A 19,751-nucleotide genomic window follows, 5' to 3' on the forward strand; every position below is an offset into this window, starting at 1 on the left:
GTGGATCATGGCGCCCGGCAGTCTACATGCCGACGCGCCGTCACGCGCGCGCTTGCTGGCGGCGCAAATGCGCCCGCGCGTGTGTCAGAAATGCTTCCTCGGATGCGCTCAGGGTGCCTTGCTCGGGCCAGCACAAATAGCTTTCCATCTGCGCCACGCCCTCGTAGGGCGGCAACTGGAACAGCTGTCCGGCCTGCACCTCCATGCTGGCGGCATGTTCGGGAAGACAGGCAATGCCCAGACCGCAGCGCACCATGCGGATGACCTCATCCAGGGTTCCGCTGATGCCGATGGTCTTGCCGCGCAGCGCGTGCGTGCGCCGAAATTGGGCGATTGGCGCCAGGGAGTCGTTGAGCTGTTCGCTGGTAAAGGAGATGATGGGTTCATCGCGCAACGCATCCACCGGCAGGTTGTTCTGGCCAAACAGCGGGTGACTGCGGCCGCAGTAGAAGGCATAGGACTGGCGGCTGAACACGCGCCGCTGCAATCCCAGCACCGGTGCCGACATCAGGCAGATGCCAATGCCGGCGCGGCGGTGCAGCAGTGCATGGTGGATTTCGGCGCTGGTGGAGACCTCCAGCTCGAAACTGACACGGGGATGGCGAGCGTGGAACTGCGCCAGGATGTCGTCCAGGTCCGGCGAAGGCACACGGCTGACGAGCATCAGATGGACGTGGCCAGAAAGGTCTTCCTCAGCCTCCTCCAGGGAAGCGTTGAGCAACGCCAGCCCGGCCGATATCTTGATGGCTTCGCGGTACACCGCCTCCCCGGCGGCAGTGACCTCGAAGGCACCAGCGCCGCGTATCACCAGGCGCCGCTGCAGGCATTGCTCCAGGCGTTTGAGCGCCAGACTGACAGCCGGTTGTGTCAGGTGCAGACGGTCCGCTGCGCGCGTGATGCTGCGCTCTTCGACGATGGCGATGAAGGCGCGAAGCAGGTTCCAGTCCAGCCTGTCCGCAAGGATTTGATGTTGACTCAAGCGATCCTCACATAAAAATGAAAAATGTAAAAGATAGCAATTATAAATTTTACTGTTAATGGCGTGAATGATGTGATGCGGTCCTTTCTCTCTGCTGACAGGAATAGGGCGCGAAAGAAGCCGCTGGTGTAGATGCATCAGCTCTTCAATGGCGAACGCTTTCGGGTGGCAGGATTTTTTCCCAAGAATGATTCCAAACAATGACTGACGCAATTCGGGACAATGCGCACGCAACGGCTGCGCCGCAGCGCCAATCGGGCCGTGCTGCCTTCGGGGCTTTTGTCGGGACCGCCATCGAGTGGTACGACTTCTTCATTTACGCGACCGCTTCGGCACTGGTTTTCGGCCACGTGTTTTTCCCGAACACGTCGGATTTCATCGGCACGCTGGCGTCATTTGCGACATTTGCCATTGGCTTTTTTGCCCGGCCGCTGGGCGGAATCATCTTCGGCCATCTGGGTGACAAACTCGGGCGCAAGAAATCGCTGGTCATCACCTTGCTGATGATGGGCATCTGCACGCTGCTGATCGGGCTGCTGCCTGGCTACAACGAGTGGGGGTATTTCGCACCGATCGCGCTGGTGCTGCTGCGCATCGTGCAAGGCATCGCCGTAGGTGGAGAATGGGGCGGAGCAGTGCTGATTGCGGGCGAGCACGCGCCAAAGGGCTGGCGCACGTTCTTCTCGTCCTTTGCCCAGATGGGCAGCCCTGCTGGCGCAATCATGGCCGTGCTGGCGTTTCGCTACGTCTCAGGCATGGAGGAGACCGCATTCCTCGACTGGGGCTGGCGTATCCCGTTCCTGGCCAGCGCCGTGTTGCTGGTGATCGGTTACTGCATCCGTGTGGGCGTTTCGGAGTCGCCCGAGTTTCAGGAAATGCAGCAGCGCCAGGCGCAACGCCGCGAGCACAGTGCGCCGATCGCGCAGCTGTTTCGTCACGCCAAGCTGCCGCTGGTGGCCGCCATCCTGGCCAATGCGATCACCGTTGCCAGCTTCTACTTCACCAACACGTTCATGATCGCCTATGCGACGCAGTACCTGTCACTGTCGCGCGTGCAGATCCTGGATGGACTGTTCGTGACGGCCATCGTGCAGTTGCTGTGGAATCCGGTTGCGGCGCTGATTGCCCAGGCAGTGGGCACGATGCGCTTTCTGGTGCTGATCGGCATCGGCGCCATGGCGGCGCCGTTCATCATGTTCACGCTGGTGGGCACGGGCGAGGCTGCGCTGATTGCCACCGGGCTGTCGATGAATGCCCTCTTTGCCGGCGGCTTCTATGCGGTCATTGCCGGCTACATGAGCGAAGCATTTCCGGCCGACTATCGCTACTCGGGCATTTCGCTGGCCTATCAGGTAGCTGGTGCCGTGTTCGGCGGCGCCACACCGTTTCTGGGCACCATTCTCGCCGCCCAGTTCGTGGGGCAATGGTGGCCGATGGCGCTGTTCTACGCATCCCTGGCAGCCTTGAGTGTAGTGGGCGTGCTGATGCTGAACCATCTGGCGCGCACGCGCCGCTAGTGGCCGAGTTCCGATATTCCACCTCGATGGACTGTTTCCATGCCTGACATTTCCGTACCCGATACGCCTGCCATCAAGGCTGCCGTACAAGCGGTCGAGCCCTACTTGCTGCGCACACTTGCAGATTTCGTGGCCTGTCCCAGCCTATCCGGCCAGGAAGGGCCAGCCGCGGAGTTCTTCGAATCCGCGCTGGCGCAACTGGGACTGCAGTCGCAGCGCATTGTTCTGGACTCGGATGCGCTGCGACACTACCCGCTGTTTTCAACGCCATGCTGCCCCGACGGCGGCCGCTACAACGTGCTGGCGCGCCATGTGCCCGCCCGGCCCATTGGTCGCTCGGTACTGTTCAATGGCCATCTGGATGTGGTGCCCACCGGCCCGCAGCAGTTGTGGCAGCGGCCGCCGTTCGAAGCGCATGTGCGCGACGGCTGGCTGTACGGACGCGGCGCCGGTGACATGAAAGGTGGCCTGGTGTGCGCGCTTGCGGCATTTCAGGCTTTGCGTGGTATGGGACTGCAACCGGCCGGGGTCGTCGGCTTCAATGGCGTGCTGGAAGAAGAATGCACCGACAATGGCACGCTGGCGACGGTCTCCGCGCTCAAGCGCGCGATCGGCAAGGCACAGTTGACGGCGTTTGATGCCGTCATCATTCCCGAGCCGGTGGATGAGTCGATGCTGACAGCGGAGCTGGGTGTCTTCTGGATGTACGCCGACATCACCGGCAGGCCCGCGCACGCGGGCTATATGACCACGGGCAGGAATCCCATCGAGGCGGCGCAGGCCGTGATGGCTGACCTCAAGGCGCTGGAGGCGCGCTGGAACCTGCCCGAGAACAGGCCGACGCACTTTCGCGACAACACCCATCCCATTAACTTCAATCTGGGGCAGGTGCATGCCGGTGAGTGGAACTCCTCCGTGCCATGTCAGGCACGCCTGGGGCTGCGCATCGGCCTGTATCCGACGGATGACGTGGATGCGGTTATCCGTGAAGTGGAAGACACCATGCGCGCGACGCTGGCAGGCCTGGGCGGCGACCTGCGTCTGGATGTGACCTACGAGGGCTTCAAGTCACCCGGCTGCATCTACGATCTGGAAACCCCAGCAATGCGCACGCTCGCCGCCGCGCATGCGGCCATTACGGGCCGTGCGCCTGCGCAGATCGCCCACCCGGCAGTGACCGATGGGCGTTACTTTCGCCTGATGACCGACATGCCGGTAACCTGCTATGGACCGGTGGCGCGGGACATTCACGGCATCGATGAAAGCGTCTCCATCGCCAGCCTGCTGACCGTGACGGCAACCATGGTGCAGTACATGGTGCAGTGGTGTGGTGTCGAACCGTACGTGCCGCCCTGCTGAAGCTGGCAGCAATCAATGACAGGCTTCAATGTGCCTGTTCCCAGTTGTCGCCCACGCCCAGTTCGGCCACCAGCGGCACCTTGAGCTGGGCGACTCCCGCCATGGCGGGCGGGATGCGGCTGCGCAGCCAATCCACTTCTGATTCGGGCAGCTCGAACACCAGTTCGTCGTGTACCTGCATGATCATTTTCACGCGCGGATTCTCGGCATCGATGCACTGCTGCACTGCGACCATGGCTTTCTTGATGAGGTCGGCCGCAGTGCCCTGCATCGGCGCATTGATGGCGGCGCGCTCGGCGCCGGCGCGGCGCGGTCCGTTGGGGGAGTTGATCTCGGGCAGGTACAGGCGCCGGCCGAACACCGTCTGCACATAGCCCTGCGCCTTGGCCTGGGCCTTGGTTTCTTCCATGTAGCGGCGCACGCCGGGGTAGCGCTCGAAATAGCGTTCGATGTAGTTGCGCGCGGCGTTGTTGTCGATGCCCAGGTTGCGCGCCAGCCCGAACGCGCCCATGCCGTAGATCAGGCCGAAGTTGATGACCTTGGCGTAGCGGCGCTGTTCGCTGCTGACGGCTTCCAGCGGCACGCCAAATACTTCTGCTGCGGTGGCGCGGTGGATGTCCTTGCCTTCGGCAAAGGCGGTCAGAAGGGCCTCGTCGCCGCTCAGGTGGGCCATGATGCGCAGCTCGATCTGGCTGTAGTCGGCACTGGCGATCTTGGCGCCGGGCGGGGCGATGAAGGCTTCACGGATGCGGCGGCCTTCGGGCGTGCGCACGGGAATGTTCTGCAGGTTGGGCTCGGTGCTGGACAGGCGCCCGGTCACGGCCACGGCCTGCGCGTAGTGGGTATGCACACGCCCGGTGCGCGGGTTGGCCAGCTGGCCGAGCTTGTCGGTGTACGTGCTCTTGAGCTTGGCCAGGCTGCGGTGCTCGAGGATGCGCGCTGGCAGCGGGTAGTCCTCGGCGAGCTTTTCAAGCACTTCCTCATTGGTGCTGCGCGCGCCGGTGGCGGTTTTCTTGACCACCGGCATGCCCAGCTTGTCGAAAAAGATTTCGGCCAGCTGCTTGGGGCTGCCCAGGTTGAAGGGCTGGCCTGCCAGCGCGTAGGCCTGTTGCTCCACCTCGACGATGCGCTGACCGAGCTCCTGACTTTGCGCGGCCAGCAGCGCAGCATCGACGCACACGCCTTCGCGTTCCATGCGAAACAGCACTTCGCTGGTGGCGATCTCAAGCGCATAGATGTGCTGCAGGCCCTCGTCCTGCTGAATCTGCGGCCACAGCGCGTGGTGCACGTCGAAGGTCAGATCGGCATCCTCGCAGGCATAGTGTGCAGCCTTGTCGATGGCGACCTGGCTGAACGGAATCTGGGATGCGCCCTTGCCACACAGTGCTTCGTAGCTCACGCCCTGGCGGCCCAGATGGCGCTCGGCGAGGCTTTCCAGGCTGTGTGGCTTGTGCGCCTCCAGCACATAGCTTTGCAGCATGGTGTCGTGCACGTAGCCACGCACCTGGATGCCGTGGTTGGCAAAGACGTGGCGGTCATACTTGATGTGTTGGCCCAGCTTGGCGTGGCTTGCATCCTCCAACCAGGACTTGAGCCGGGCCAGCACTTCGTCGCGTGGCAGCTGCGGGCCGGCATCCGGGCCGTCGTGCGCCAGTGGGATGTAGGCGGCTTCGCCAGGCGCCGTGCTGACGCTGATGCCGACGATTTCCGCGCGCATCTGGTCCAGCGAGGTGGTTTCGGTGTCGATCGCCACCAGCTCGGCCGCCATCCAGCGCTTGAACGCCGAGTCGAACGCCGGCCAGTCCTGAATGGTCTGGTAGTTGAGCGCGCCTTTGTAGCCAGCTGCCTGCGCAGCCTGCTCGGCCTCGGCTGCCGCGAAGTCGAAGCCCGACTGCTGCGTGGGCGCGCTGTCGCCCTGTGGCACGGAGGCGCCCAGGTTGCGCAGCAATGTCTTGAATCCGTATTCCTGGTATAGCTGTGCCAGCGCATCGATGTCGGGCGCGCGCATGGTCAATGCCTCTGGCGCGGGCAGATCCGGCACGTCGCGCTTAATGGTCACGAGCTGGCGCGCGGTGGGCAGCCAGTCGCGGGCTTCGCGCAAGTTCTGGCCGGCCACGCCCTTGATGGCATCGGCATTGGCCAGCAGGGCGTCGAGGCTGCCGTACTCGGTGAGCCACTTGGCCGCCGTCTTGGGGCCGACCTTGGCCACCCCGGGAATATTGTCGATGCTGTCGCCCACCAGGGTCTGGAAGTCCACCATCTGCTCGGGCGGCACGCCGAACTCGGCGGTGACGCCGGCGATGTCGCGGCGCTTGCCGCTCATGGTGTCATAGATCACGATGTTGGGCGTGACGAGCTGCGCCAGGTCCTTGTCGCCACTGGAGATGACGACCTGCATGCCCTGAGCGGCCGCCTGGCAGGCGAGGGTGGCGATCACATCGTCGGCCTCGACACCGTCGATGACCAGCAAGGGCCAGCCCAGCGCCTGTACGGCGGCGTGAATGGGCGCGATCTGCGCGCGCAGGTCATCGGGCATCGGCGCGCGATTGGCCTTGTAGTGCGCGTACAGCGCGTCGCGGAAGGTCTTGCCGCTGGCATCGAAGATGCAGGCGGCATGCGTTGCGGGGATTTCCTTCCTGAGCGCTTGCAGCATGTTGATCATGCCGCGCAATGCGCCCGTGGCAGGGCTGCTCGGATCGGCCGGATCCGCACGCAGGTCCGGCATGGCGTGATAGGCTCGGTAGAGGTAACTGGAGCCGTCAACCAGCACCAGGGTGTTGTCTGCATTCATGGCCGCCATTGTGCCTGCAGGTGCAGGCGATGCGTATGGGGCAGGATGTGGGCTTAACCGGATCGGCACAGGCTCTTACAATTGGAGGCATTGATCCGCTGCGGATCGCCATGCCAGGAGCTGCTATGTCTGTGCTGCGTTTTTCTCTGTTGTCCACCAGGGGTGTGCGGCGCGTGCCCTACGCGCTGCTGTGCTTTGCGGCCCTGACGCTTTGCGCTGCGGCAGCGCATGCGCAGTCGGGTGAAGGCGCCTCAGGCCAGGCGCGCGTGGTTTCCGAGCGCGTGGTCTCCGACGAGCCGCCCGTGCAGGGTGAGATCGTGGGCGCGGAGCTGCTGCCCGAAGGTCAGCCAGAGGCGCCGCGCAGCCCGGTTCGCATTTATCAGCAAGACGCTGGCTCTCGGGTCGAGGAGCTGCGCGTGCGGGGTGAGACGCAGTCCATCACGGTCCAGCCCTCGGGCAGCCTGCCTGCCTATGAGGTGCAGCCGCGCAACACCCGCAACCGCCAGATGCAGGCTGATCGGCACGGCAGCGACGGCACCACCGGGCCGCGCCGCTGGAAGATTGGCGAGTTTTGAAGCGGTTCTGACGCCCGTACAATCGCGCCTATGCGTCAGCGGCCCGGCTTGTCCGGGCTTTTTCTTGGCGCCGTCCTTTCCTTTTGCTTTTCCGCTGGCAACGCCATGGCCGTCTATACCGAAGTTTCCGTCCCCCAGGCACAGGCACTGATTGACCAGCTGGGGTTGGGCAAGGTACTGTCCCTGCAGGGGATTCAAGGTGGCATTGAAAACACCAATTATTTTGTCACCACCGACAGCGGCGAATACGTTCTGACACTGTTTGAGCGGCTGACCGCCGAGCAGCTGCCGTTTTACCTGCAGCTGACGCGCCATCTGGCGCAGCGTGGCATACCGGCGCCAGCGCCTTATGCGGATGCCTCGGGCCATCTGCTGTTTACGTTGCAGGACAAACCTGCGGTCGTGGTCGACAAGCTGCCAGGCAAGAGCGAACTGGAGCCTGGCGTGGCGCACTGCAGCCAGGTGGGCGAGTTGCTGGCGCGCATGCACCTGGCGGCGCAGGACTTTACGCTGCATCAGCCCAATTTGCGGGGGCTGCACTGGTGGAATGCCACTGCGCCTCAAGTGCTGCCCCATCTTGGGACGGCGCAGCGCGCGATGCTGGAAGATGAGCTGGCGCACCAGAATGCGCTGGCGGCCAGCACTGCCTATGGTGCACTGCCACGCAGCGCGGTGCATGCGGACCTGTTTCGCGACAATGTGATGTTCGAACATGCACGCCTGAGTGGCGTGTTCGATTTTTACTTTGCCGGAGTGGATACCTGGATGTTCGATCTGGGGGTGGTGCTCAATGACTGGTGCATCGACCGCCAAAGTGGTGCGCTAGAGCCGCTGCGCGCCAGCGCCCTGCTGGCGGCCTATCAACAAAAGCGGCCCATGCTGCCCGTGGAGCGCAGGCTGCTTCCCGACTTGTTGCGCGCAGCTGCCCTGCGGTTCTGGATTTCGCGCCTGTGGGATTTCTATCTTCCACGCGAGGCTGCCATGCTGGTGCCCCATGACCCCACCCATTTCGAGCGCATCCTGCAGGATCGGCGGCGGGCGCCCCATGCAGTCAGCGCCTTGCTTGATGCGGCGCATTAGAACCTGTTTACGATTCTGTCAGGCGGCGCGCCGCCTGGCCGCCGGTTGGCGTGCCAATGGCGCATCCCTCATCCCTTGGCAGGGCAATGCGGCATTGAAGGATCGCAAACAGGTTCTGAGGGCCTCCGTGGGAACAGGCCATTTTGCCGGCGTTTGCTGCGGCAAACCCGAACACTTCTTGGGCGCAGAAGGAAACGCGCATAGAATGGCCGTTTTCTCCAGCAAGAATCATGCCGTCATGAAACGTGAGCTTTTGACCGTGGGCATCGCTGTTGCGCTGGCCTGCAGCCTGCCGGGCGCCGCATGGGCGCTGGCGAGCGATCGCGACCAGCCGATGAACATCGAGGCCGATGCCATGCGCCATGACGAGAACACGCAGGAGACGGTGTTCACCGGGCGCGTGCACCTGACCAAGGGCAGCATTGTCTTGCGTGGCGACACACTGACCGTGCGCCAGCGCGAGGACGGCAGTCAGTTCGGCACGGCACAGGGTTCTGCGCAGCAGCGGGCGTTTTTCAGCCAGCAGCGTGACACCCCTGTGGGCGCTCCCGTGGAGACGGTAGAGGCAGAGGCCATCCGCATCGAGTACGACAGCGCTACCGACCGTGTTCGGCTGATTGACAATGCCGTGCTGCGCCGCTACCTGGCCGGTCGGCTCAACGACGAGATCACCGGCGCGGAGGTGGTCTACAACAGCCGCACCGGCGTCTTTACCGTGGATGGGGCAGCCGCCGCTGGTGCCAAGAGCGGGCGGGTGCGCGCGGTGATCGGGACCTCCTCGACGGGCGCTGGTGGCGCGGCGCCCTCCACTGGTGGTGCCAGTCTCACGCCCAGCCCAACGCTGCAGGAGCCCTGATGGAAGTTGTGGCCCACACCGCACCGGATGCCGTGACGACCGCTGCCGCGCCAGTGCCCGGCGTGCCTGGCCGGCTGCACGCCAAACATATGCAGAAGTCCTACGGCGGGCGTATGGTGGTCAAGGATGTGTCCCTTGACGTGCATCAGGGGGAGGTGGTCGGCCTGCTCGGGCCCAATGGTGCGGGCAAGACCACCTCTTTTTACATGATCGTCGGCCTGGTGCGCAGCGACGGCGGCGATATTGCCATCGACGCGCATTCCATCGCCAATCTTCCCATCCACAAACGCTCGCGGCTGGGGCTGTCCTATCTGCCGCAGGAGGCCTCCATCTTCCGTCGCCTCAATGTCGAGCAGAACATCCGTGCGGTCTTGGAGCTGCAGGTGGGCCCGGATGGCAAGGCACTGTCGCGGGATGTGATCGATGCACGATTGGAGCAGCTGCTTGGCGAGCTGCGCATCACCCATATCCGCACCTCGCCAGCGCTGGCGCTGTCGGGCGGGGAGCGGAGGCGTGTGGAGATTGCGCGTGCGCTGGCTACCCAGCCGCGCTTTATCCTGCTGGATGAGCCATTCGCGGGCGTGGATCCGATTGCCGTGATGGAGATCCAGCGCAGCATTGCCTTTCTGAAGGAGCGCGGCATCGGCGTGCTGATTACCGATCACAACGTGCGGGAGACGCTGGGTATCTGTGATCGCGCCTGCATCATCAGTGATGGTGCGGTGCTGGCGCAGGGCTCGGCGCAGGAGATTGTCGAGAACCCGGATGTGCGCCGGGTGTACCTGGGTGAACACTTTAGGATGTGATGGCCACGATCAAGCTTGGCGTTGCACTGCGCACCTCCCAGAACCTGGCCCTGACGCCGCAGCTGCAGCAGTCCATCCGGCTGCTGCAGCTCTCCACGCTGGAGATGCAGCAGGAAGTCGAGCACATGCTCGACGAGAACCCGTTTTTAGAAGTGGAGGAAGAAGCCGCCGAGTCGGAGGCGTTCGGTGTGGTGTCCGCCGATGCGCCAGTCTCCGCGGGCGACCGGCTGGCCGAGAGCGCGGCCGAGGGCGAGTTGGCCGGCATCAGTGACGCCACAGGCGCGGAGGTGGCCGAGTTCGAGAGTGGTCCCAGCGACTGGGAGGGTGACGGTTCCCTGGAAATGGGCCACAGTGACGGCGAGTGGGGCGGCGATGCGCCAGCGCGCGGCACGGGCAGCGGCAGCGATGAGGACGTGCAGGCTGCCGACATCAATGCCGCGCACGTGTCCCTGACCGACTTCCTTCACCAGCAGGCAGGAGAATTCTTTCTCTGCCGCGAGGACCGCGCCGCACTGGACTTTCTGATCGAATCGCTCAACGAGGATGGCTATCTGGAGGATTCGCTGGAAGATCTGGTGCTGCCGCTGGCGCGCAGCCTGGAGGAGGTCGACGATCTGCTGCATCACTTTCAGCTCGCGCTCAATCTGCTGCACACCATGGAGCCGGCAGGCGTTGGTGCCCGCAATCTGGCCGAGTGCCTGCAGCTGCAGATCCGTGCCATCGAGCGCTCGGAGGATTATGACGGGGACATGGCGCTGCTGGCGCTGGCGCGGCAGATTTGCGCCCAGCCGCTGGAATGGATTGCCAAGCGCGACCTGCGCCAGCTCTGCCAGGCCACACAGGCCAGTGCCGATGCCGTGCGCGAGGCACTGCTGCTGATAGCCCGCCTTGAGCCCAAGCCCGGGCGGCGCTTTGCCGATGTGGAGCGCAATGTCATCGTGCCCGACGTGATCGTGCGCCCGGCCCGGCGCGCGCCCGGCAATCGTGAGTTCATCGTCCGGCTCAATCCCGATGTCATGCCCAAGCTGCGCGTGCATGATGTGTATGCCAATGCACTGCGCCGCAGTGGCGGGGGGCCGGAGCTGCAGCAGCGGCTGCAGGAGGCGCGCTGGTTCATCAAGAACATCCAGCAGCGGTTTGACACCATCTTGCGTGTCTCCGAGGCCATCGTCGAGCGCCAGCGCGACTTCTTCGTGCGCGGCGAGATGGCCATGCGCCCGCTGGTGCTGCGCGAGATCGCCGACGAGCTGGGGCTGCATGAATCCACCATCTCGCGCGTAACCACTGCCAAGTACATGGACACACCGCACGGCACCTTTGAGCTCAAGTACTTCTTCGGCTCGGGGCTGGAAACCGAGTCCGGCACCAACACCTCCAGCACTGCCGTGCGGGCGCTGATCAAGCAGCTCATCGCCGCCGAAAATCCGGGCAAACCCTTGTCGGACAACAAAATTTCCGAGCTGCTTAAGGCCCAGGGCATTGAGTGCGCCCGTCGCACCGTGGCGAAATACCGTGAAGCCATGCGCATTGCGCCGGCCAACCTGAGAAAAAGTCTGTGAACGTACCCGAGACCCGCGCCGTTTCCACCGGCCATTCCGGCCAGCGACACTACCCCCATCTGTTTCTGCCCTGCGCGGCGCAGACCGAGCCGTTCGTGGCCTCGGAAACCCAGCGCATTACCGGCGTGCCACAACAGGCTGTCCTGTCCCAGCGTGGGGGCGTGCGGCTGCAGGTGTCCGATATGGATGCGCTGCTGGTGCAGATCATGTGGCTGAATCTGCACAGCCGTATGGCGCAACGCGTGCTGGTGGCGCTGGCCGAGCGGCCCTACCGCAGTGAGGATGACCTCTATGCGTTCGCGTCCGACATTGCGTGGCAGCAGTGGTTCACGCCAAGGCAGACCTTCAAGGTGGAAGTTACCGCCAGCCACAGCCCCCTCAAGAGCCTGAACTTCGCTGCCTTGCGCGTCAAGGATGCGATTGCCGACCGTTTTCGTGCGCTGCAGGGCAGCCGTCCCAGCGTCGATACTGCCCGTCCGCACGTGCGCATTTACCTGCACCTGGATGCCGAAGTGGCCTACCTGTCGCTGGATACCAGCGGGGAGCCACTGTTCAAGCGCGGCTGGCGCGAGGACAAGGGCGATGCTCCGCTGAAGGAAACGCTGGCCGCGACCATGATTGCCGCCGCCGGCTGGAATCCGGCCGAGGGAGCGCCTGTGCCTTTGTATGACCCGTGCTGCGGCAGCGGCACCATTGTCATTGAGGCGGCGCAGATCGCCTGCGGCGTTGCTGCGGGTGCCAGGCGACGCTTTGCGTTCGAGCATTTGCTGGGGTTTGATGCCATGCGTTGGCGGCAGTTGCGGGAGGAGGCCAGCGCTGGTGAGCACGCACCGCTGGCCCCCGTGTTCGGCAGCGACGTTGCGCACCGCATGGTGGACTTCGCCCGCCGCAATGCAGAGCGCGCGGGCGTTGCACATGCGGTGCAGCTGCGCGGTGGCGATGCACTGCAGCGCATGCCGCCCAGCAGTACGCCCGGCGTGATCGTGATGAATCCACCGTACGGCAGCCGCATCGAGGCAGCCGGCCAGGCCGGGCGCAACCTGCAGGCCCGACGCAGTGTCGGCTTCTCCTCCAGAGAGTTCTCCGAAGGGGGCGATGGCGCGGAGTTCTTTGCCGAACTGGCCGCGCACTGGAAGAGCCACTACGCGGGCTGGACGGCCTGGTTGCTCACGCCCGACATGAAATTGCCCGGCAAGCTGCGCCTGAAGGAATCGCGTCGCGTGCCGATGTGGAACGGACCGATCGATTGCCGCTTGTTCCGTTTCGACCTGCAGGCGCGCCGCACACCGGGGCCATAATCCGTTGGCGCATGGCATGGCGCACCCCTAACATCGTGGAACGGCGGCGTGGGGCTCGCGCAAACGCTAGTGCAGGCGCACAATGGCGGCTTTGTTTCGCTGGCCGGTGTGCCGCCAGTGGCCGGACGTGCGTGCGCGTCAGGCTGCGGGTGCACGTACGCGTGCGTTCCGCGAGTGAGCGGTGACCGCCGTGCCGGCAGCTGCATACGAGAGAGCTGTCATGATTGCGCTGGTTGAATCGTACCGGGCGGGTTTGTGGGCCCGCCAGCACTGGTTGCCCAACATCATCGCGGGCGTGATTGTGGGGGTGGTGGCGTTGCCGCTGGCGATGGCGTTTGCCATCGCTTCGGGGGCCAAGCCGGAGCAGGGCATCTACACCTCCATCGTCGCGGGCATCGCGGTTTCGGTGTTCGGGGGCAGCCGCCTGCAGATCGCGGGGCCGACCGGTGCCTTCATCGTCATCCTGGCGGACATCGTTGCGCGCTATGGCATTGACGGGCTGCAGATCGCCACGCTGATGGCGGGTGTGATCCTGCTGTTGTTGGGCGTCAGCCGCACCGGTGCGATCATCAAGTTCATTCCGGCGCCTGTCATCGTTGGCTTTACTGCCGGCATCGGTATCATCATCTGGGTCGGCCAATGGAGTTATTTCTTCGGGCTGCCCGAGGTGCCGGGTGGGCACTTTCACCACAAGCTCTGGGCGCAGCTGCAGATGCTGCCGCGCCTGGACCTGCCGACCACGCTGCTGGGATTGCTGTCGCTGGCGTTGATCATTGGCACGCCGCGCGTTCATGCCTTGCGGCGCGTGCCCGGCCCGCTGGTGGCACTGGTGCTGGTGACGCTGCTGCAGTCCATTTTCGGCTTCTCCTCGGTGGCTACGATCGGCAGCACCTATGGGGAGATCCCGCGTGGCCTGCCGCCGCTGCAGCTGCCGGAAGTGACGCTGTCGCGCTTGGTGGAACTGATCGGCCCGGCCTTTGCCATTGCGATGCTCGGGGCAATCGAATCGCTGCTCTCGGCGGTGGTCGCCGACCGCATGGCGGACACGCGCCACAACTCCAGCCAGGAATTGATCGGTCAGGGCATCGCCAACATCGCCGCGCCGCTGTTTGGTGGCTTTGCGGCTACCGGTGCGATAGCGCGCACGGCCACGAATGTGCGCAATGGGGGAACCAGCCCGCTTGCGGGCATCGTGCATGCGTTGACGCTGGTGCTGATCATTGTGGCGCTGGCGCCGCTGGCTTCCAACATCCCGCTGACGACGCTGGCGGCGGTGCTATTCGTCGTGGCCTGGAATATGAGCGATGTGCCGCACTTGCTGCGGATGGTGCGTCGTGCCCCGCCTGCAGATATTTTCATTCTCGTGGTCACGCTGTTGCTGACGGTGTTTGCGGATCTGGTGGTGGCCGTGAACATCGGTGTCGTGCTGGCCATGCTGCACTTTCTCAAGCGCATGACCGATAGCGTGCGGGTTCATCGCGAGGCGCCTGCCGCGCTAGAACAGCCCGGCACGGCCGAGGCGCTGCAAGGGGTGTACGTCTACCGGGTCGAAGGGCCATTTTTCTTTGGGGCTGCCGACAGTATCGAGCAGTCGCTGCATGCCACCGACGCGGATGTGCGCGTGCTCGTCATTCGGCTGGCGCAGGTGCCATTCATTGATGCCACCGGGCTGCAGGCGCTGGGCGACACAATTGCCTGGGCGCAGCGTCGTGGCATTGCCGTATTGCTGGCCGAGCCGCAGCGCAACGTGCTGCGCAAGATGCTGCGCATGGGGCTGATTGAACGATTGGGCCGCAGCAACGTGCATGGCTCACTGGCTGCGGCATTGCGGCATGCAGGGCGATTGGCCACGATGGCAACGTCCGACAAGCGCGCCAGCTAGGCCGCCCTCATGCGCGGCCAGGCGGACATTTCTGCACCGCGTGCTGGCTAACGCGGTATCAGTCGAGTCGCGGGTCGTTGTCCTGCACACGCGGCGCGCCACCAGCGTGGCGGGGAGGAGTCGGGGGGGCGTCAGGCGTTGGGCCATGCAACTGCGCCGCAAGGTGATGCAGGCGTTGGATGGCCGTCTCAATGTCGCTATGGGCCTGGCCGCGCAGCTGGCTGCCGAAATCGCGCAGCCAGCTTTCGGCCTCGGGGATGTCGCCCGAATGTGCCAGCACATCCGTCATCATTTCCAGCACGGCATCCAGCCGTGGGAAGCCCCGCAGCTCCAGCAGGCGCGCATCGGTCTGCGGCAGTTTTTCATAGAGCGCACGCAGCACCTGCACATGCTCAAAGGCCATGGCGTGCTCGCCACGGTCGCGCAGCGCACAGGCATAGTAGTGGTGCATGCTGGCAATGCTCAGCGCGGGAGTCTCGGTGCTGGCGTCGTGGGCCTTGACGGCGCGCTCGAACGCGGCACTGCCGCGTTGCAGCTCTCCGGCCAGTGTGGCCGATGAGACGACGTTGAACCAGTCACTGATGGTGTCGGTGCGCAGTGCCAGTTGCTCGAAGACCGGCCAAGCCTGCGCGTATTTTTGCTGACGGAAATACACCAGCCCGAGTGTGCGCATGGCATCGGTGGCGATGGCGGGCACCTGCGAGTCAACCAGCTGACTGGCCGCGCGCTCGGCTTGCTCGTAATGGCCTTGCTGCAAGGCCTGACTGGCGGAGTCCAGCAAGGCAAACTGCTGCGCCTCCGACAGCGACAGGGTCGGCTTGTGCTTTTTCTTTTGCCAGAGTTGCTTGATTCGATCCCACATGGGTGATTGGCCTCATTGATGCGTCGCGGTGCGAGAGCTGCATGCCCTCGACGGTCGGTGCGCCGGATATCGCATCAATACTAATCGAATGTCACAGGCTTGGTAGTTGGTCGGGTGTCTGAAGTCGTTACCAATTGACAATCACTGTGGTTGGTTGCTGGCCTGCAGCGGGCATCGGTAGGCCGCCAGTCACTGCAATGCGGCCAACCGCTGGGGCGTACCCACGTCCGTCCATGGATCCGTAAAGAGGCTTGCCGCAACCCTGCCGGCTGCCGCCGCCCTCAACAGCAGTGGCCCTAGCGGCGCAGACTGTCCTTGCGGGTTGCCAGCTGGCAGGTCGCACCAGGGCTGGGTGAACAGCTCGGACTTGAGCAACGCAAGCGTACTGTACGTATAGGTGGTGAGCGCGGCAGGGTCTCGGACGCTGGTAGGTTTGGGGCGAGCCAATCCGTCGGCCAGACAGAAGTCGCCACTGGGGTGGTGGGGCGGGTTGGGCACCAGCCAGATGTGCGCCAGTGTGGCCGAAGCCTTGAAGCGTGCGCGCAGTTTCTCGTCAAAGACAAATGTGGGGGCATGGACGTCACCGGCGACCAGCCAGAAGGCCTCCTCCAGCAACGGCAGGGCGCGCGCAATGCCGCCCGCCGTCTCGATGCCGTTGCCAAAGTCCAGATCCTCGCGCGAGTAGTGGATGGCCAACGCTGCGGAGCAGTCGGCGCAGGAATAGGTGCTGCCCAGCGCTGCGGGGATTTGCGCCCCCAGCCAGCCGGTGTTGATGACGACGCGCTGCAGGCCAGCGCGGGCCATGGCCGCCAGGTGCCAGGTAATCAGCGGCTGGCCGCGCACCGGCAGCAACGGCTTGGGCGTGTGGTCGGTCAGCGGCCGCATGCGCTGGCCGCGGCCAGCGGCAAGAATCATGGCCTGAGCCTTGCGGGAGATGGTGGACATGGCGGCCTCAATCCTGGCGGTGATGGTCCTGCCGGATCAGCTTGAGCAGGCGGGCCAGCGTCCTGCCATGCGTGCGAATGTTGCGGCGGTGCCAGGCCATGATCAAAAGCGTCACGCCCAGCACCAGTACGCCGAATGCGGTCAGCGCCGCCTGCGCGCCCATGCCGAACTTGGTGGCCAACACGTAGAGCAGACCGAGCAGCAGGATGCAGGCCTGTTCATTGAAGTTCTGTACCGCAATCGAGCGGCCTGCGCCCATCAGCGTGTGTCCGCGGTGTTGCAGCAGGGCATTCATTGGTACCACCATGTAGCCACCCAGGAATCCGACCACGATGAAGACGGTCATGGCAACTGGCAGCTGGTCCACCCAGTGCAGGCCGATGGCGGCCAGGCCCATCAGGGCGCCCAGCGGCAGTACCGAAGTGGCGCGCTGCAGTTTCACGCGCAGGGTGGCCAACACGGCGCCTACAGCCGTGCCTACGGCCACCACACCGAGCAGCGCCGAAGCCTGACTGGTGGTCAGCCCCAGTACTGCACCACTCCAGGCCAGCACGATGTAGCGCAGGTTGCCGGAAGCCCCCCAGAACAGAGTGGTGGTCGCCAGCGAGATCTGTCCCAGCCGATCGTTCCAGAGCTGACGGTTGGATTTGGCGAAATCCTGCGTCATCGCACGCAGGCTGCCGACAAAGCCGAGATTGGAGCCGTGCCACATTGGCTGCCGCGTCGCGGTCGTGCGTGGAATGAAGCAATTGATCAACGCCGCCAGCGCGTAGATGGCAATGATGCACGCCAGTGGTGCCTGAATGGGGGTGCTGAAAAAGCCGGTGTGACCGACCAGCCTGAGCGCGTGTACCCAGTCGAACACCGCGTCACTGACCAGCACGCCGCCCAGCACCACTCCCAGAATGATGGAGGCAATCGTGAGCCCTTCGATCCACCCATTGGCTTTGACCAGCAGCGAAGGCGGCAGCAATTCGGTGAGGATGCCGTACTTGGCAGGCGAGTACGCCGCTGCGCCCAGACCGACGACAACGTAAGCCAGCAGGGGGTGGCAACCGGCCAGCATCATCACGCATCCCGCGGCCTTGATGGCATTGCTGAAGAACATGACGCGGCCCTTGGGCTGCGCATCGGCAAACGCGCCCACGAATGGCGCCAGCAGCACATAGAACAGCGCGAACATGGGCACCAGCGCAGCACTTTCCCACTGCGGCGCGGCGCTGCGGCGCAGCGCCTCGACGGCGACGACGAACAGCGCATTGTCGGCCAGCGAGCTGAAGAACTGCGCCGACATGATGGTGGAAAAACCGGGCTTCATGCGATCGGGAGGCAGGAGCGGCAAGGTCGCCTGATGGTAATGGGGACGCCGCTGCGCGGCGCGCGGCCGGCACCGGGTAGGCATCCACCCCCGGGCGCTGTGCGACGAACCACGCGTTATAGCATGCGGGCGTGAAGGCAGTGCCACAATACCGCTTTGGCACAGCGTGCTACTGCTTTCTCGCCCCACTGCATCAGCGCTTTTTGCTCCTGTCAGCGGCCAATCATTTCGATTGCCATGCCCAGACCCATTCAAGCTTTCATCCACTCCAATGCGCTGCGGCACAACCTGCAGCAGGTTCGTCATCACGTCGGCGATGCCAAGGTATGGGCGGTCGTCAAGGCCAACGCCTATGGTCACGGCATCGAGCGCGTCTACGACGCCTTACGTGCTGCTGACGGGTTCGCCCTGCTGGATCTGGATGAGGCCGAGCGCCTGCGGGCGCTGGGCTGGCGCGGCCCGATCCTGCTGCTCGAAGGGGTGTTTGAGCCGCGCGATCTGGAAGTGTGCTCACGCCTTGGCCTGTGGCATGCCGTGCATTGCGAGCAGCAGATCGACATGCTGGCTGCGCACAAGACGCATGCACCGCATCGTGTCTTTCTCAAGCTCAATGGCGGCATGAACCGGCTGGGCTTCAAGCCGCAGAGTTACCGCGCAGCCTGGGCTAGGCTGAATGCGCTGCCGCAGGTTGACGAAATCTCCTTGATGATGCACTTCAGCGACGCCGACGGCCCAGCCGGCGTTGCGGCGCAGCTGGCAACATTCGAGCAGGCCACGCAAGGCCTGCCTGGCGAGCGCTGCATCAGCAACAGTGCCGCGAGCCTGCGCTTTGGCGCCGACGCGCGCGTGCATCAGGACTGGGTACGCGCCGGCATTGCCCTCTATGGCAGCTCGCCCAACTACCCGGATGCGGACATTGGCACTTGGAACCTGCGCCCGACCATGAGCCTGCGCAGCCGCATCATCGGCGTGCAGGCGCTGCAGCCGGGCGATGCCGTCGGCTATGGCTCGCGGTTCGTTGCCGATGCGCCCATGCACATCGGCGTGGTGGCCTGCGGCTATGCGGATGGCTACCCGCGCATCTGCGATACCGGCACGCCTGTGCTGATCGACGGCGTGCGCAGCCGCACGGTCGGGCGCATCAGCATGGACATGCTGGCGGTGGACCTTACGGCGCCACGCGCAGCGGGCAAGGCCAGTGGGTTTGGCAGCGAGGTGGTGCTGTGGGGCCTGGCCAGTGCCGCACACGGCGCTGCGGCGTTGCCGATCGATGAGGTGGCCGCGCATGGACAGACCGTCGGCTACGAGTTGATGTGTGCCGTTGCTGCGCGCGTGCCCTTTGGCCAGGAGTGCTGATGCACTGGCGCGGCGCATGAGAAAAAGATTGCAGACAGCCTCCGAAAATCGCCCCTCTGGCGCCGCGGCGGCGGCAGAAGCCGCTACCATCGCCTGACGCTGGATTTGGGAAGGCTTGTCTTGCGCACAGGTCTTCCGCTTTCATTCATCTTTCCCCAGGAGTCAACCCATGAAAACCAAAGCCGTGCTCGAAGCTGCTGATGTCCAACGCGTGCTGGAGGCCGCCGTGGCCGAAGCCCAGTCCAACCAGTGGGCCGTGACGATTGCCATCGTTGACGACGGCGGCCATCTGCTGGCGCTGCGCCGCCTGGACGGCTGTGCCCCCATCGGTGCGCACATCGCGGTGGAGAAGGCGCGCTCTGCGGCGCTGGGTCGCCGGGAGACCAAGGGTTACGAGGACATGATCAATCAGGGCCGCACCGCGTTTCTGAGTGCCCCTGTGCAAGGTTTGCTCGAAGGCGGCGTGCCGGTCGTTGTGGACGGGCAAACCGTTGGCGCCGTTGGCGTCTCGGGCGTCAAGGCCGATCAGGATGCGCAGATCGCCAAGGCTGGTATCGCGGTGCTGTAA

Annotated in this window: 16 protein-coding genes; 11 read left to right on the forward strand and 5 right to left on the reverse strand. The window is 64.4% G+C overall.

Translation table 11 applies throughout. The features are described 5' to 3' along the window. Window positions 1-40: 40 nt before the first annotated feature. A complete protein-coding gene (locus tag AAV94_RS14185) occupies window positions 41-979 on the reverse strand; it encodes a LysR family transcriptional regulator (RefSeq protein ID WP_046742840.1) in 939 nt (312 codons plus the stop codon). Between the two features lie 200 nt (window positions 980-1,179). On the opposite strand from AAV94_RS14185, the gene AAV94_RS14190 reads away from it, so the two are divergent. Together AAV94_RS14190 and AAV94_RS14195 are read left to right on the forward strand one after the other, a co-directional pair. After that, window positions 1,180-2,496, forward strand: coding sequence for an MFS transporter (locus AAV94_RS14190; protein ID WP_046742841.1), 1,317 nt, complete (start codon window positions 1,180-1,182; stop codon window positions 2,494-2,496). A gap of 39 nt (window positions 2,497-2,535) precedes the next feature. Next, window positions 2,536-3,855: an ArgE/DapE family deacylase gene (locus AAV94_RS14195; RefSeq protein ID WP_197408078.1), complete on the forward strand. Its 1,320-nt coding sequence runs from the start codon at window positions 2,536-2,538 to the stop codon at window positions 3,853-3,855. A gap of 25 nt (window positions 3,856-3,880) precedes the next feature. On the opposite strand, the gene polA is transcribed toward AAV94_RS14195, so the two are convergent. Beyond that, on the reverse strand, window positions 3,881-6,646 hold the full coding sequence (gene polA / locus AAV94_RS14200; protein WP_046742896.1) for a DNA polymerase I: 2,766 nt from the start codon (window positions 6,644-6,646) through the stop codon (window positions 3,881-3,883). Window positions 6,647-6,771: 125 nt separating this feature from the next. Here polA and AAV94_RS14205 point away from each other — a divergent pair, with 125 nt between their 5' ends. The 7 genes from AAV94_RS14205 to AAV94_RS14240 all read left to right on the forward strand — a co-directional run bounded on the left by AAV94_RS14205 (window position 6,772) and on the right by AAV94_RS14240 (window position 14,702). Continuing rightward, on the forward strand, window positions 6,772-7,221 hold the full coding sequence (locus AAV94_RS14205; protein ID WP_156454459.1) for a hypothetical protein: 450 nt from the start codon (window positions 6,772-6,774) through the stop codon (window positions 7,219-7,221). Window positions 7,222-7,326: 105 nt separating this feature from the next. Further along, window positions 7,327-8,301: a homoserine kinase gene (locus AAV94_RS14210; RefSeq protein WP_046742843.1), complete on the forward strand. Its 975-nt coding sequence runs from the start codon at window positions 7,327-7,329 to the stop codon at window positions 8,299-8,301. 238 nt (window positions 8,302-8,539) lie between these two features. After that, window positions 8,540-9,157 (forward strand): lipopolysaccharide transport periplasmic protein LptA, encoded by a 618-nt coding sequence (gene lptA / locus AAV94_RS14220; RefSeq protein WP_046742898.1) that lies wholly within the window; start codon window positions 8,540-8,542, stop codon window positions 9,155-9,157. Next, window positions 9,157-9,963: an LPS export ABC transporter ATP-binding protein gene (lptB, locus tag AAV94_RS14225; protein WP_084824954.1), complete on the forward strand. Its 807-nt coding sequence runs from the start codon at window positions 9,157-9,159 to the stop codon at window positions 9,961-9,963. The genes lptA and lptB overlap by 1 nt, the downstream gene beginning before the upstream one ends. A gap of 8 nt (window positions 9,964-9,971) precedes the next feature. Continuing rightward, window positions 9,972-11,522: an RNA polymerase factor sigma-54 gene (gene rpoN / locus AAV94_RS14230; protein ID WP_046742900.1), complete on the forward strand. Its 1,551-nt coding sequence runs from the start codon at window positions 9,972-9,974 to the stop codon at window positions 11,520-11,522. A gap of 59 nt (window positions 11,523-11,581) precedes the next feature. Then, entirely contained in the window at window positions 11,582-12,820 is a 1,239-nt protein-coding gene (locus tag AAV94_RS14235) for a THUMP domain-containing class I SAM-dependent RNA methyltransferase (RefSeq protein WP_046742901.1), read from the forward strand. Window positions 12,821-13,040: 220 nt separating this feature from the next. After that, complete coding sequence (locus tag AAV94_RS14240) at window positions 13,041-14,702, forward strand: SulP family inorganic anion transporter (RefSeq protein WP_046742845.1); 1,662 nt, start codon at window positions 13,041-13,043, stop codon at window positions 14,700-14,702. Window positions 14,703-14,760: 58 nt separating this feature from the next. Here AAV94_RS14240 and AAV94_RS14245 read toward each other — a convergent pair whose 3' ends face one another. The 3 genes from AAV94_RS14245 to lplT form a co-directional block, all read right to left on the reverse strand. After that, a complete protein-coding gene (locus AAV94_RS14245) occupies window positions 14,761-15,564 on the reverse strand; it encodes a tetratricopeptide repeat protein (protein WP_046742846.1) in 804 nt (267 codons plus the stop codon). 189 nt (window positions 15,565-15,753) lie between these two features. Further along, window positions 15,754-16,509: a nucleotidyltransferase family protein gene (locus AAV94_RS14250; protein WP_046742847.1), complete on the reverse strand. Its 756-nt coding sequence runs from the start codon at window positions 16,507-16,509 to the stop codon at window positions 15,754-15,756. Between the two features lie 7 nt (window positions 16,510-16,516). After that, a complete protein-coding gene (lplT, locus tag AAV94_RS14255) occupies window positions 16,517-17,827 on the reverse strand; it encodes a lysophospholipid transporter LplT (protein WP_046742848.1) in 1,311 nt (436 codons plus the stop codon). 237 nt (window positions 17,828-18,064) lie between these two features. Here lplT and alr point away from each other — a divergent pair, with 237 nt between their 5' ends. Further along, window positions 18,065-19,183, forward strand: coding sequence for an alanine racemase (gene alr / locus AAV94_RS14260; protein WP_046742849.1), 1,119 nt, complete (start codon window positions 18,065-18,067; stop codon window positions 19,181-19,183). Between the two features lie 169 nt (window positions 19,184-19,352). Beyond that, window positions 19,353-19,751 carry a heme-binding protein gene (locus AAV94_RS14265; RefSeq protein WP_046742850.1) on the forward strand — a complete coding sequence of 133 codons (399 nt, stop codon included), beginning with the start codon at window positions 19,353-19,355 and terminating at the stop codon, window positions 19,749-19,751.

It is taken from the genome of Lampropedia cohaerens, assembly GCF_001005215.1.
GTDB lineage: Bacteria > Pseudomonadota > Gammaproteobacteria > Burkholderiales > Burkholderiaceae_C > Lampropedia > Lampropedia cohaerens.